The organism is Pradoshia sp. Z3_51 (genome assembly GCF_058215915.1).
In genome coordinates this window covers 88,085-102,699 of the sequence record NZ_JBZAJC010000003.1, presented here as the reverse complement: position 1 = coordinate 102,699, position 14,615 = coordinate 88,085, and the positions used below count along the sequence as shown (strand labels likewise).

Genomic DNA, 14,615 nt, shown 5'->3' with positions numbered 1-14,615 from the left:
ATTCTGGGAACCGGTTATTTTTTCCGGTTCCTCTTGAAAGACTTGTCAAAATTGATGGTGGGGATTAGGATGAAAGAAGGAATTTATAAACAGAGGCGATTATATTGGTAATGGATTTATGGAATACAATTAAAAGTAAACGGTTTAGTCCTGTCTACCTTTTATTTGGCGAAGAAGAGTATTTTATAAAAAAAACAAAGGCTTTAATCTGCGAGCATGCTTTATCAGAGGATGAAGCAGAGTTTAATTTGGCTACTATTGATCTGGAGGAAACACCTGTAGAGTTGGCAATCGAGGAATTGGAAACCTTACCGTTTATCGGGGAGCGCAGGGTTGTTATATTACATAATCCCATATTTTTGACAGCCGAAAGAAAGAAGGAAAAGGTTGAGCATGATCTAAAAAGATTGGAAAGCTATCTGGCTAATCCTTCACCGACATCAATTGCCATCTTTATAGCTCCATATCCAAAGCTGGACGAGCGTAAGAAAATAACGAAGGAATTAAAGAGAAATTCTGCAGTCTTGGAAGCGAAACCGCTATACGAAAAGGAATTATCTAAATGGATCACTGCCAACGCTAAATCCTTAGGAGTGAAAATTACACCTGAGGCGGTAGAAACTTTATTATCTCTGACGGGGAATCACTTAATGATGGCTGCAAGTGAGTTAGAAAAGCTCGCTTTGTATGCGACGGTCGAACAGGAAATTGACAAGGCAATGGTAAATAAACTTGTTCCCAAGACCTTTGACCAAAATGTATTTGATTTGGTCGATTATATTATGAATGGCCAAAAAAAAGAAGCTATCCAGTTATATAAAGAGCTTCTGATTTTAAAGGAAGAGCCAATTCGTATATTAGCAGCCATTGCACGGCAATACAGGATTATACTTCAGGTTAAAAAACTATCAGGACAGGGCTACAATGCCCAGCAAATAGCATCTAAATTAAAAATGAGCCCTTATCCGGTAAAACTTGCACTGAAGCGTGTGAATGATTTTACAGAAATGAAATTGATGCGTGCTCTCTCTGAATTGGCAGAGCTGGACTATAAAATGAAGAGCGGTGCCGGAGACAAAGAAATCCTTTTAGAGCTATTTATATTAAAATCATAACAGTACCTGGTAAAACGAAAGGTATCATGGCGAGTGCATGATACCTTTTTTGTAATCCTATCTTTTAATGGTTGTGAAGTTGTTTTCTATTAGGAGCCAGTTCTGCGGAAACGATAATCCTAATTTCCAATAACTCATCCCCCGAAGATTTAATTCCTTTAGTAGATTAAATTTTGCCTGTATGGAGCGAGCATCCTCAAACCATACCTCGTGTTCTCTTCCTTCGGCATCCCTGTATCTAAAATAAGGTGCCTGAGCATTATTGTCATAAAGAATTGGTACGTTATTACGTCGTGCCAGGTCAATGGCCTGCTGAGGGGAGAGCGCTCTGGCCGTAGTTCCCTGTACGAAGGGGAGTGTCCAATCATAGCCATACAGATTTTGCCCCATCATAATTTTACGTGAAGGAATCTCTGAAATCGCATAGGTAAGCACCTGCCGAACAGGTCCTATAGGAGATACAGCCTGAGCCGGCCCACCGCTGTAGCCCCATTCGTACGTCATTATGAGCACCCAATCTACCACTGCACCTTGTGCTTTGTAGTCATGTGCCTCATACCACTTGCCTGTTTGAGTGGCGCTTGTTTTTGGCGCCAGCGCAATTGAAACCTGCCAGCCTTGCGGTGAAAATCTTTCCTTTGCCCTTCTTAAAAAATTCGTATATGCTTCCCGATCCTCACCTCGGAGGCTTTCAAAATCAAAATGAATGTCTCTGAATCCTTGGGCTCGGGCTGTTTCCTCAATCGTGGAGAGTAATTTATTTTGAATATCCGTATTGTTTAAAATAACCTCCCCGAGTTCACTGCTGAACGCATCATTCTCTAAATTGGTCACGACCATGACCAGCACATTATTTGCATTGTTAGCTATGGACGGAAGTTCACCCAAGGGAGGGGCTTTTAACGTGCCGTCGCGCTGAACCTGATAACTGAATGGTGATAAGTATGTAAGGTAAGGTGCCGCAATCCTTGCTTCTCGTTCCAGATTGGGAGAAACAGTATTTCCTCTTGGTTCCACATAGGCATTAAATTCAGCTTCACGTCTAGGGATTGGAGGGATATACAGCCTTAATCCTACAGTTAATGGTGTGTTTAATGAAATATTATTTACTTCTGCAATTTCTTGAGCAGTTCTTCCAAACCTCCGGGCAATTGTATATAGGCTATCTCCTGGTTGCACAAAGTAATAGCTCCCTGTAATCGGAATAACAAGTGCCTGACCTATAACCAAATCATTTGGATTTTCTAATTGATTTGAAGAGATAATTTGTTCAGGAGTAGTATTAAAGGTCTGCGCAATGGAATAGATACTCTCTCCTTGTCTGACAACATGTATTTGCATTTCTTTTCTCCTTTCGGTGGCTAATTATATTAAATGTATGTAGAGGAAGGAATAAGAATAACCAAAATGGATATTGGTCTATGCAAGAGGATAAAATAGAAAGTTCTTTATTTGTTCATATTTAGAACATGGAAGTTTGCTATTCGAATTAATTTGGTATAAAAAATAGACTATAATTTAAATGTGAAGTTTGTTGCATCATAGAGGAGTGAAATTGTGTTAAATAAGAAGTATAAGGGATTGCATCCCATTACCATACTACGGATTACGGGAATACTGGATGGTATCTCACTGCTTTTATTATTGGGCATAGCCATGCCGCTTAAATACTGGGCAGATTTACCCTTTGCCGTTACTCTTGCGGGTTCAATCCACGGTGGGATATTTATTGGATATATAGCTTCCATTATTTATACTCAAATTCGAATACAGTGGAAAATAGGCTGGTCTCTGTTAGCCTTCCTTGTTGCTTTCATCCCATTCGGTAATTTTTGTTTTGATGTGTGGCTGAAAAAGCATCAATCATTGTACGATGTAAAACCCTTACCGAAGCTGTGGATTGTATATGCCATTATCATGTTTACGTTTATCGATTTATTTACACAGCTACCAGTTATGAGTACATATGCTACTTCGCTTGGCGCAAGTGTAATGATTGCAGGGGTTGTTGTGGGAATGTATTCATTGACGAATACTTTTGGGAATATATTGTCTGGGATTTTTACGGATAAATATGGATCTTTTATTGTACTTTGTACAGGCTTGCTTATGACGAGCATTTCTTTACTGCTTTATAATTTTGTAAATGATGTACCTGAACTGATCATCGTACGTTTCCTCCATGGCTTCCTTGGTGGATTAATTGTACCTGCTGCTTTTACGTACTTAGCTAACCAAATGGATAGTAAGAAGCAAGGCAGCCAAAGTGCTGTGACAGGTTCATTTATTGGAATCGCAGCTATTTGCGGTCCTGCATATGGCGGTATTATGGCTAGCAGGACATCTGTGCCATTTGTTTTTACGACCATTGCTGCGTGTGGAATTATTCTTTTGCTTGCAACATTGTTGTTTTTGAGAACTCATTCTGAATCGAAACAGCATAAGACGGAGAAGAGGGGAAAACTTATCTTTAATAAAGGGATACTCCAAGCCTACACCGGAGCATTCTTTTTAATGTTTTCACAAGGGGCACTTGCGTATTTGCTGCCCTTGCACATTGATGTATTAGGTTATAGTTCAAGATTAAGCGGTACTTTAATGAGTATATTTGGATTGGTTGCTGTTGCTATATTTATTCTGCCGACGAATAAATATTTTGATCGAATTCCGCCCTTGGTTAGCTTTTCGATTGGATTAGCATGTATGGGGATCAGCCAAGTTTTACTGGGGCAATCAAGTGAGCTAATGGTTCTTTATTCTATAATGGTTTTATACGGGATTGGGTTTGCTTTCTTATTTCCTGCCGTAAATTCATTATTGGTTCAATCGACTACTAAAAGGATGCGCGGGAAGGCATATGGATATTTTTATGCGTTATTTTCATTAGGGGTTGTTGCCGGATCATCAGGTCTCGGATTAATACCAGCTTCTATATCCACGCAATTTAGCTTAATTGGAATCTTATTACTAGTTTGTGCAACAGTAATATATATGCAGGCAAAGCAACCGGAAACAGATACTGTAGAAGACAGTGTTGAAGGCTAAATAGAGTTTTTATCGGAAGGAGCTATCAGGCTCCTTTTTTTTAGGCCTGAAAAAGTGAGGGTGTTATACAGGGTTCGTCTTTATAAAAGTTAAAATGGAAGCTGCAATGCTGCTCCTGCAGCTTTCTGTTGTGTACTAATTTCGTTCAAGCTCCCAAAATTCAACTGGTAATCATCTCTAAAGTGATTTCCCATCAATGAAAGAATCCATATTCTCATAATAAATCACACAAAAAAAAACGACCCTCTAGAGGGTACGTTTCATTAAGCGTTCAACTTGTTTACTTTTTTCATAAGACGAGATTTTTTACGAGCAGCAGCATTTTTGCTGATTAAGCCTTTAGTTGCAGCTTTATCTAGTCCTTTAACAGCAGCAACGATAGATTCGTTAGCAGCAGTAGCATCGTTAAGAGCAATTGCAGATTCTACTTTTTTAACGTTTGTACGTACAGCAGATTTTTGAGCAATATTGTTAGCTCTAGCAGTTTCGTTAGTTTTAACGCGTTTAATAGCTGATTTGATATTAGCCATTCTTTTCACCTCCAGAAGAACCGAGATTATGTCAACTCGATATTCTAATCAAATAACATTCACAACATATGATATTCTATCAAAATGTATGTCTTTATGCAATACTCAGATGCATCAAATCAAAAAAAACCATAGTGATAAGTAGTTTTTTCTGTTTAAACAAAGCTCTTTACATATTAAAAGAATGAGAAGAAAGAAATACGGGGAAAATAGCTCCTAAAGATCATTTCATGGGGGTAATCATTTGAATAAAGATTTAGATATGAGTCAGTATCAAATAAGGACTGATTTGGCTATTGAGGCTAGGGAACTGGCTATTCCGCTATCTGACGCACCGGACACATCGAATATCGAAGGTGTAATTTTTAAAGAGCGAGAGATGGATGGGATTAAATTATCGCATGTTGAAATAACGAAAGAAGGCGAAAAACAGGTAGGAAAAAAGCCTGGCTTTTACATAACACTGGAAGTTCAAGGAATTCGTGAGCAGGATTCTGAGCTGCAAAAAAAAGTCGAGGTTGTGTTTGCTAAACAACTGGCCTATCTAATAGACCGAGTTGGATTAAAAAAAGATGCACATTGTCTTGTTGTAGGATTGGGAAATTGGCATGTAACACCGGATGCTCTTGGTCCTACGGTAACGGATAATTTAATCGTAACTAGGCATCTGTTTAAATTTCAGCCTGAATCTGTTTCTGAAGGATTTCGTCCGGTCAGTGCCATCTCACCAGGGGTTATGGGTGTGACGGGAATTGAAACCAGCGATATTATTAAAGGAATCGTAGACAATATTCATCCTGATTTCATCATTGCTATTGATGCACTGGCAGCTCGTTCTATTGAACGTGTAAATACTACCATTCAAATTACAGATACCGGAATTCATCCTGGATCTGGTGTGGGCAATAAACGGAAAGAACTTAGTAAGGAAACATTGGGAGTGCCAGTTATCTCGATTGGTGTACCAACAGTGGTGGATGCTGTATCGATTACCTCTGATACAATTGATTATATATTGAAGCATTTTGGACGTGAATTAAAAGAGGGAGACCGTCCTCGCCGAGCTCTTGCTCCGGCCGGGATGACATTTGGAAAGAAACGTAAATTAACAGAAGAAGACTTACCGGAAGAAGAGCACAAAAAGACATTTCTTGGTATTGTAGGCACACTATCCGATGAGGAAAAGAGAATGCTGATTCGTGAAGTGCTCGCTCCTTTGGGACATAATTTAATGGTTACGCCTAAGGAAGTGGATGTATTCATAGAGGAAATGGCAAACTTGATAGCCAATGGTATGAATGCAGCTCTGCATGAGGCCATAAATCAAGATAATACAGGCTATTACACACATTAATCTCCGAGTATGGTTCTAGTTACTCTATCAAAGCATACATTTTACTAGAATGCTTCTGAAAGGGTGGAACCATGAAAGCAAAAAAACCTAGTTTTGTTGTAGTTGCACTTCAAGCAGCCACCATCATTCGTTTCATACTGATTATACTTGTTACGATGGTTTTTATATTTTTGATAACCGGATTATTGACATCGCTTAAACCAGAATTTCGACCAAGTTCAGATTCGGTGAATGAAGCGACTGGACAAGTTCCCGGTAAAATTTTATATAAGTATTTAGGGCAAGGGAATAAGTACTTTTTGCAATCATTCCCCGAAGAGGAGACAGAGTCTGTTTCGAGGCAGATTTTCCAATCACTGACAAATATCTCATTAAATGATCCACGGAGTTTATTGGGACATGAGCTACCGGGATATTCCTTGTTTGATGGGGAGATTTTAGTGGCAGGTGAGGGTACTAATTACACAAATATGCCAATTGAGTCTCCTCCATCAGAGGAAGCTATGGAAAAAGATACAGAGACTGAGGAAATCGTGGATGAAAAAGAACCTGTTAAACCAGAACAGGCTGGTACTCAGAAAACGAAAGAAGAAGTGATGTACATCTATTTCTCACATACAAGGGAATCGTATCTTCCTTTATTAAAAGGTGTGACAAATCCTAATTCTGCCTTTCATTCAAAAGCAAATGTCACGCTTGTCGGTGAGAAGCTCAAGAAGTCGCTTGAAGCGAAAGGCATTGGGACAAAGGTAGATAAAACAGATGTTAATGCCATATTGAACAAGAAAGGGCTGCAATATGGCAGTTCATACAGCCAATCGCGAAGTCTTGTCCAAGAGGTTATGGCTAACGACAAAAACTTGAAATATTTTATTGATGTTCACCGTGATTCGCAGCGAAAAAAAGTGACGACTATTTCAATTAACGGAAAAGCTTATGCTAGATTATGCTTCATTATTGGTGGTGAAAATCCAAATTATGAACAGAACTTAAAGTTGGCAGAGGAGATGCACAAGAAAATTTCAGAAAAATATCCTGGTTTAAGTCGCGGTGTCTTTGAAAAAAGAGGTGCGGGGACGAATGGGAAGTTTAATCAAGATTTATCCGGAAATGCCATGTTAGTTGAAGCTGGCGGTGTGGATAATACATTGGACGAATTAAATGCTTCAATGGAAGTGTTAGCTGATGTATTAGCTGAGCATTATTGGGATGCCGAGCCAGTACAGGGAAATGCTGCAGAGTGAGAAATAAATAAAGGAGAATGCCAAGATGGGTAAATTTATTTTAAAAATAAGTATGCTTCTTTTCCTCCTTCTCTTTGGGGTCATCCTGGGAATGCAGCTGGCCAATCAAAATATGAAAAAAATGCAGGGATATGATGATCCAAAAATGTATGAAGCCTTTACAATTGATAAACAGGATGACGGAGACATTAACGCTACGGTTCTCGGAAATCAGGTTTCGACAACTGACCTGGAGGAAAAGAAAAAGGAAATGGAAGAATGGAAGGCATTTAATGTTTTATCCAGTGCAGGGAAAGGCATATCTGATACCTTAACAAGTTTATTTAAAGGGATGGCAGGAATGATTTCAGATGAATAATATAATCCAAGCGAGCTCGTACGGAGCTGATTAAAACTCCGCGAGCTTTCTTTATTTATCTATTTAATTCCCTCATTTCTCCTAAACCGTTTACGGTTTGAATTTATTTCTGCTATAATCAGTAATATCTGTGTTTTGAAAGTAACAGGAGTGAACAGAATGAATAATCAGGAACGGCTAAAACGACAAAGTAAAATCCGTAACTTTTCGATTATTGCTCATATTGACCATGGGAAATCGACATTAGCGGACAGAATATTAGAAAAAACGAATGCTCTTACTTCCAGAGAGATGAAAGACCAGCTTCTTGATTCCATGGATTTGGAAAGAGAGCGCGGAATAACAATCAAATTGAATGCTGTTCAATTGAAATATAAGGCGAAAGACGGCGAGGAATATATTTTCCATTTAATTGATACTCCGGGACACGTGGATTTCACGTATGAAGTATCCAGAAGTTTGGCAGCTTGTGAAGGTGCTGTGCTAGTGGTCGATGCTGCACAGGGAATCGAAGCGCAAACTTTGGCCAATGTTTATTTGGCATTAGACAATGATTTGGAGATCTTGCCAATCATTAATAAAATAGATTTGCCTAGTGCTGACCCGGAACGCGTTCGTGGTGAGATTGAAGATGTAATTGGGCTGGATGCATCTGAAGCTGTTCTTGCCTCTGCTAAAGCTGGTATCGGGATTGAAGAAATCCTCGAACAAATTGCGGAAAAAGTACCTGCTCCAACTGGAGATCCCGAAGCTCCTCTGAAAGCATTGATTTTTGATTCAATCTATGATGCATATCGTGGAGTCATCGTATCCATTCGAGTGATGGAGGGTACGGTAAAACCGGGTGATAAGATCAGAATGATGGCGACAGGTAAGGAATTTGAAGTTCTCGAGGTGGGTGTCCATACTCCAAAAGCAACTCTATGCGATGAACTAACAGTAGGAGATGTTGGATTCCTGACAGCTGCCATTAAAAATGTCGGCGATACACAAGTCGGGGACACAATCACCAATGCTAAAAATGGAGCAACAGAACCATTACCGGGGTATCGCCGTATGAATCCGATGGTTTATTGCGGTCTATATCCAATTGATACAGCAAAATTTAACGATTTACGTGAAGCACTTGAAAAACTGGAGCTAAACGATTCTTCCTTGCAATATGAACCAGAAACCTCTCAGGCGCTTGGATTTGGTTTCCGTTGCGGATTCCTTGGATTATTGCATATGGAAATTATCCAGGAAAGAATTGAACGTGAATTTAATATTGATTTGATTACAACGGCACCAAGCGTAATTTATAAGGTTAAGATGACAGATGGCAGTGAGATTAATATCGATAATCCATCTAACATGCCTGACCCGCAAAAGATTGAAAGTATTGAGGAGCCATATGTAAAAGCTACCTTGATGGCACCAAATGATTTTGTCGGTGCAATTATGGAGCTTTGTCAAATGAAGCGTGGGAATTTCATCGATATGCAATATGCTGATGAGAACCGCGTAACTATCATTTATGAACTGCCATTATCCGAAATTGTTTATGATTTCTTTGACCAATTAAAATCAAATACAAAAGGATATGCATCTTTTGACTATGAGTTAATTGGCTACCAAGAATCTAAACTGGTTAAAATGGACATCTTATTAAACGGTGAAACCGTTGATGCATTGAGCTTTATCGTTCATAGAGACTTTGCATATGAGCGTGGAAAAATTATTGTAGAAAAGTTGAAGGAGCTTATTCCTCGACAACAATTTGAGGTGCCTATACAGGCAGCAATCGGCAATAAAATCATTGCACGTTCTTCGATTAAAGCAATGAGGAAGAATGTACTTGCAAAATGTTACGGTGGAGATATTTCACGTAAACGTAAACTATTAGAGAAACAAAAAGAAGGTAAAAAACGCATGAAACAAGTTGGTTCTGTAGAAGTTCCGCAAGAAGCGTTTATGGCAGTTCTGAAGATGGATGACTCCAATTCAAAAAAATAAAATAGTAAGAAAAGCAGGCCAGACATTTTTGTTCTGGCCTCTATTTTATTATGATAGATATAACGTTTTTTTTCGATCTTAGAAAGGGGTGTTGGAATTGGTTAAAAGTTTATATATCCACATTCCATTTTGTACACAAATATGTCACTACTGTGATTTTAATAAATTTTTTATTCAGAACCAGCCGGTGGATGAATATATCCAAACATTATTGACTGAGATGGATTTATATAATCTGTCTCAAAATGAACCCTTATCCACTGTTTTTATTGGGGGAGGTACTCCATCTGCTTTAGAACCTCTGCAGCTGGAACAATTGTTATTTTCCATGAAAGAAAAAGTTACGCTTGCGCCAGGGTATGAATACACAGTTGAGGCCAATCCAGGTGATTTGTCAAAGGATAAATTGAGAATTATGAAGGAAGCAGGCGTCAACCGATTAAGTCTGGGTGTTCAATCATTCAACGAAGAACTATTGAAAAAGATTGGCCGTGCGCACAATGTCAAAGATGTGTATGAGACCATTGATATGGCAAGAGAAGAAGGTTTTGACAACATTAGCATTGACTTGATTTATTCCTTGCCCGGTCAAACACTCAGTGATTTAGAGGATACAGTAGATCGCGCTTTACAATTAAATCTTCCGCATTTTTCAGCTTACTCTTTAATTATTGAACCGAAGACTGTGTTTTATATCATGCTCAATAAAGGTAAATTATCCTTACCGGGTGAGGATGCTGAGGCTACTATGTATGAATATGTCATGGAACGTTTAGTAGAAGTGGGCTACAATCAATATGAGATTTCAAATTTTGCAAAAAAAGGATTTGAAAGCAGGCATAACCTCGTATATTGGAACAATGAAGAATACTATGGTCTTGGTGCTGGTGCTCATGGATACCTCGATGCTGTCCGTTATCATAATCATGGACCCTTGAAGAAATATATGAATGCTATTCAGGATGGCAGGAAGCCGATCGTTGAGCAAGCAACCGTTACGCGAAAGGAACAAATGGAAGAAGAGATGTTTTTGGGGCTTAGAAAAATGGAGGGAGTTTCTCTGGAACATTTCCAAAAGAGATTTTCTGTAAACATAAATGACGTATTTGGGGAAACAATAAAAAGAATGGTTTCAGAGGGGTTATTGGAGTTGGTAAACGGAAGAGTCCGACTGACACATCCGGGTAAATTAATGGGGAACGAAGTGTTCCAGGCATTTTTATTATAGTTTAAAAATGAGAGAGAAAACATAATCATAACCGTTGACACATAACGACGGTTTTGTTACTTTATTTATAGACTTAGCACTCAGTAGTAAAGAGTGCTAACAGGGGTGATTATCGATGTTAACAAATAGACAACTGGCAATTTTACAGGTGATCATCGATGATTTTATTTCTACCGCCCAACCTGTGGGGTCCAGAAATATTTCCAAAAAAGAAGGCATTTCGCTAAGTTCTGCCACAATCAGAAATGAAATGGCTGATTTAGAGGAAATGGGGTATCTCGAAAAAACACATACCTCTTCAGGGCGTATTCCCTCTGAAAAAGGGTATCGGTACTATGTGGATCATCTTGTTTCACCTCAGCAGCTGCAAAAGGATGATGTTCTTAAGCTTAAATCTGTTTTTAAAGAGAGATTATTTGAGTTAGAGAAGATAGTGCAACGTTCTGCCGGCATACTATCCGAAATTACGAATTATACGGCGATTATGCTTGGACCTGCTGTTTTAGAAAATCACTTACGTCGAATCCAAATTGTACCGCTTGATACAAATAAGGCAATTGCTATCATCGTGACGGATACTGGTCATGTTGAAAATAAAATGATTTATCTTCCTCCAGGATTTGATATGAATGAAATGGAGAGAGTGGTAAATATCCTGAATGATCGCTTGAGCGGTGTACCATTGGTGCAGCTTAAAGATAAGATTTTCAGGGAAGTAGCTGTATTATTAAAACAGCATATTACAAATTATGATATGGTTCTGCAAATGCTAGCAACATCTCTGCAATTGCCGGAGAACGAGAAACTTTTCTTTGGCGGTAAGGCGAATATGCTAAGCCAGCCTGAATTTCATGATATTGAAAAAGTAAAGGCAATTTTTAAAATCATGGAACAGGGAAGAGACTTGTATGAGTTGGTCAGTAAAACACATGAAGGAATCAATGTGAAAATAGGCACCGAAAATAATAATATGGCGCTTGAAAACTGCAGTATTATCAGCACTACCTACTCCATTGGAGACGAGAATCTTGGAACTATAGCTATTCTTGGACCTACTCGGATGGATTATTCCAGAGTGATGAGTTTATTGTCATTTTTTGCGAATGACTTAACTGAGATGCTGACAAAACAGTATCAAAATAAAAAGTAACGGTAATAGTAGTAATACTGCTTTAACGTATATAGAACAACACTTTCAGGGAGGTGAGAAGCAGTGTCTGAAAAAAATCAAGATAATATTGAAGAAATATTTGATGAAGCAGAAGAAAATAAAATGAATGATACAGCCTCTGAGGAAACCACTGAAACAAGTGAACCTGTTGAGGAAGCTTCCGAAAATGATGGGGATAGCAAAGTAGCTGAACTAGAAAAGAAATTGCAGGAAGCTGAAGCAAAATATGTTCGTCTTTATGCAGATTTTGATAACTATCGCCGCCGTGTTAAATTGGATGCTGAAGCAGCGCAAAAATATAGAGCTCAATCTCTTGTAACAAATCTTTTGCCTGCTTTAGATAATTTTGATAGGGCGATAAATAGTACAACTGAAACAGATGAAACAAAACCGCTTCTTCAAGGAATGAATATGGTTTTAACAAGTATTTTATCTGCCTTGAAAGAAGAAGGTGTAGAGGTAATCGAATCAGTAGGTCAAGAATTCGACCCTCATGTTCATCAAGCGATTATGCAGGACAATAACGAAGAATACGGTTCAAATATCATTGTGGAAGAATTCCAAAAGGGTTATAAATTAAAAGACCGGGTTATTCGACCATCAATGGTTAAAGTGAATCAGTAATCAAACACATAGGCTACATAATTAATGGGAGGTAAAAAGTAAATGAGTAAAATTATTGGTATTGACTTAGGAACTACCAACTCTTGTGTATCCGTATTAGAAGGCGGAGAACCAAAAGTTATTCCAAATCCAGAAGGTAATAGAACCACTCCATCTGTTGTTGCATTTAAAAACGGAGAACGTCAAGTTGGGGAAGTAGCGAAACGCCAAGCTATCACAAACCTGAATACGATCAGCTCCATCAAACGCCATATGGGTACAGATTACTCAGTAAATATCGAAGGAAAAGATTACTCTCCACAAGAAGTATCTGCGATTATTCTTCAATATTTAAAATCCTATGCTGAAGAATACCTGGGAGAAAAAGTAACAAAAGCTGTTATTACAGTACCTGCTTACTTTAACGATGCTGAACGTCAAGCAACAAAAGATGCTGGCCGTATCGCTGGTTTAGAAGTAGAACGTATTATCAACGAACCAACTGCTGCTGCATTAGCGTATGGTTTGGATAAAACTGAAGAAGATCAAAAAATCCTTGTATTCGACCTTGGCGGCGGTACATTTGACGTATCCATCCTTGAGCTAGGTGACGGTGTATTCGAAGTACGCTCAACAGCTGGTGACGCACGTTTGGGTGGAGATGACTTCGATAACGCAGTAATGGAATATTTAATCGAAGAATTCCGCAAAGAAAATGGAATCGATCTATCTAAAGATAAAATGGCTCTTCAACGTTTGAAAGACGCTGCTGAAAAAGCGAAAAAAGATTTGTCAGGTGTAACATCTACACAAATTTCCTTGCCGTTCATCACTGCGGGTGAAGCAGGTCCATTGCACATGGATTTAACATTAACACGCGCGAAATTCGATGAAATCACTGCTTCTTTAGTAGAAAGAACAATGGGACCTACTCGCCAAGCTCTTCGTGATGCAGGCTTGTCTCCGGCTGAGATTGATAAAGTTATCTTAGTTGGTGGTTCTACTCGTATTCCTGCTGTTCAGGAAGCAATTAAAAAAGAAACTGGTAAAGAGCCTCATAAAGGGGTAAACCCTGATGAAGTTGTTGCTATGGGTGCAGCAATCCAAGGTGGAGTTATCTCCGGTGACGTTAAAGATGTTGTATTACTTGATGTAACTTCTTTATCTCTTGGTATTGAAACAATGGGTGGAGTATTTACTCGTTTAATCGACCGTAATACAACAATCCCAACTAGCAAATCTCAAATTTTCTCTACAGCAGCTGATAACCAAACAGCAGTAGATATCCATGTTCTTCAAGGGGAACGTCAAATGGCAGCAGATAACAAAACGCTTGGTCGCTTCCAATTGACTGATATTCCACCGGCACCACGCGGAATCCCGCAAATTGAAGTAACGTTCGATATTGATAATAACGGTATCGTTAATGTACGTGCAAAAGATCTTGGTACAAATAAAGAGCAGGCGATTACGATTCAATCAGCTACAAGCTTAAGCGATGAAGAAATCGATCGCATGGTTAAAGAAGCGGAAGAAAATGCAGAAGCAGATAAAAAACGTAAGGAAGAAGCTGAATTACGTAACGAATCTGATGCTTTAGTATTCCAAACAGAAAAAACATTAAAAGATCTTGAAGGTAAAGTAGAAGAAGCTGAAGTTCAAAAAGCAACAGAAGCTAAAGATGCTTTAAAAGCAGCAATTGAGAAGAATGATCTTGCTGAAATGAAAGAGAAAAAAGAAGCATTGCAGGAAATTGTGCAAGCTCTTAGCGTGAAACTTTATGAGCAAGCTGCTCAAGCTGCGCAACAACAACCAGGTCAAGATGGTGCGGGCAAGGCTGATGATGTCGTAGATGCAGAATTTACTGAAGTTGACGACGACAAAAAATAATGATTGAACGTAAAAAAGTCAAAGTCAGGATCTCCTTGACTTTGACTTTTTTTAACAAATTGGACATTTTCTGTTTATATTG

The 14,615-nt window shown here is 38.7% G+C and carries 12 protein-coding genes; 10 read left to right on the top strand and 2 right to left on the bottom strand.

Annotation, left to right across the window (positions count from 1 at the left end; genetic code table 11):
* The first annotated feature begins 110 nt into the window (after positions 1–110).
* On the top strand, positions 111–1,115 hold the full coding sequence (gene holA / locus AC4BHA_RS07660; protein WP_077248089.1) for a DNA polymerase III subunit delta: 1,005 nt from the start codon (positions 111–113) through the stop codon (positions 1,113–1,115).
* A gap of 57 nt (positions 1,116–1,172) precedes the next feature.
* Here holA and AC4BHA_RS07655 read toward each other — a convergent pair whose 3' ends face one another.
* Positions 1,173–2,456 carry a glycoside hydrolase family 18 protein gene (locus tag AC4BHA_RS07655; RefSeq protein ID WP_490558391.1) on the bottom strand — a complete coding sequence of 428 codons (1,284 nt, stop codon included), beginning with the start codon at positions 2,454–2,456 and terminating at the stop codon, positions 1,173–1,175.
* 216 nt (positions 2,457–2,672) lie between these two features.
* Here AC4BHA_RS07655 and AC4BHA_RS07650 point away from each other — a divergent pair, with 216 nt between their 5' ends.
* Complete coding sequence (locus AC4BHA_RS07650; protein WP_139063838.1) at positions 2,673–4,160, top strand: MFS transporter; 1,488 nt, start codon at positions 2,673–2,675, stop codon at positions 4,158–4,160.
* Positions 4,161–4,423: 263 nt separating this feature from the next.
* Here AC4BHA_RS07650 and rpsT read toward each other — a convergent pair whose 3' ends face one another.
* Positions 4,424–4,690: a 30S ribosomal protein S20 gene (gene rpsT / locus AC4BHA_RS07645; RefSeq protein WP_066105290.1), complete on the bottom strand. Its 267-nt coding sequence runs from the start codon at positions 4,688–4,690 to the stop codon at positions 4,424–4,426.
* 262 nt (positions 4,691–4,952) lie between these two features.
* Between rpsT and gpr the strand changes: the two genes are divergently transcribed.
* From gpr to dnaK, 8 genes are all read left to right on the top strand, one after another.
* On the top strand, positions 4,953–6,044 hold the full coding sequence (gene gpr, locus AC4BHA_RS07640) for a GPR endopeptidase (protein WP_175354282.1): 1,092 nt from the start codon (positions 4,953–4,955) through the stop codon (positions 6,042–6,044).
* Between the two features lie 71 nt (positions 6,045–6,115).
* Positions 6,116–7,288 carry a stage II sporulation protein P gene (gene spoIIP / locus AC4BHA_RS07635; RefSeq protein ID WP_490558390.1) on the top strand — a complete coding sequence of 391 codons (1,173 nt, stop codon included), beginning with the start codon at positions 6,116–6,118 and terminating at the stop codon, positions 7,286–7,288.
* A 25-nt stretch (positions 7,289–7,313) separates the two neighbouring features.
* Positions 7,314–7,646 carry a DUF3679 domain-containing protein gene (locus tag AC4BHA_RS07630; RefSeq protein ID WP_066105283.1) on the top strand — a complete coding sequence of 111 codons (333 nt, stop codon included), beginning with the start codon at positions 7,314–7,316 and terminating at the stop codon, positions 7,644–7,646.
* A 159-nt stretch (positions 7,647–7,805) separates the two neighbouring features.
* Positions 7,806–9,641, top strand: a complete 1,836-nt coding sequence (gene lepA / locus AC4BHA_RS07625; protein WP_066105279.1) for a translation elongation factor 4 — start codon at positions 7,806–7,808, stop codon at positions 9,639–9,641.
* Between the two features lie 97 nt (positions 9,642–9,738).
* Positions 9,739–10,869 carry a radical SAM family heme chaperone HemW gene (hemW, locus tag AC4BHA_RS07620; RefSeq protein WP_066105276.1) on the top strand — a complete coding sequence of 377 codons (1,131 nt, stop codon included), beginning with the start codon at positions 9,739–9,741 and terminating at the stop codon, positions 10,867–10,869.
* A gap of 115 nt (positions 10,870–10,984) precedes the next feature.
* Positions 10,985–12,019 carry a heat-inducible transcriptional repressor HrcA gene (hrcA, locus tag AC4BHA_RS07615; RefSeq protein WP_066105273.1) on the top strand — a complete coding sequence of 345 codons (1,035 nt, stop codon included), beginning with the start codon at positions 10,985–10,987 and terminating at the stop codon, positions 12,017–12,019.
* Between the two features lie 63 nt (positions 12,020–12,082).
* Positions 12,083–12,664, top strand: coding sequence for a nucleotide exchange factor GrpE (grpE, locus tag AC4BHA_RS07610; RefSeq protein ID WP_066105271.1), 582 nt, complete (start codon positions 12,083–12,085; stop codon positions 12,662–12,664).
* A gap of 42 nt (positions 12,665–12,706) precedes the next feature.
* On the top strand, positions 12,707–14,533 hold the full coding sequence (gene dnaK / locus AC4BHA_RS07605; RefSeq protein ID WP_066105268.1) for a molecular chaperone DnaK: 1,827 nt from the start codon (positions 12,707–12,709) through the stop codon (positions 14,531–14,533).
* The last annotated feature ends 82 nt before the right edge of the window (positions 14,534–14,615 follow it).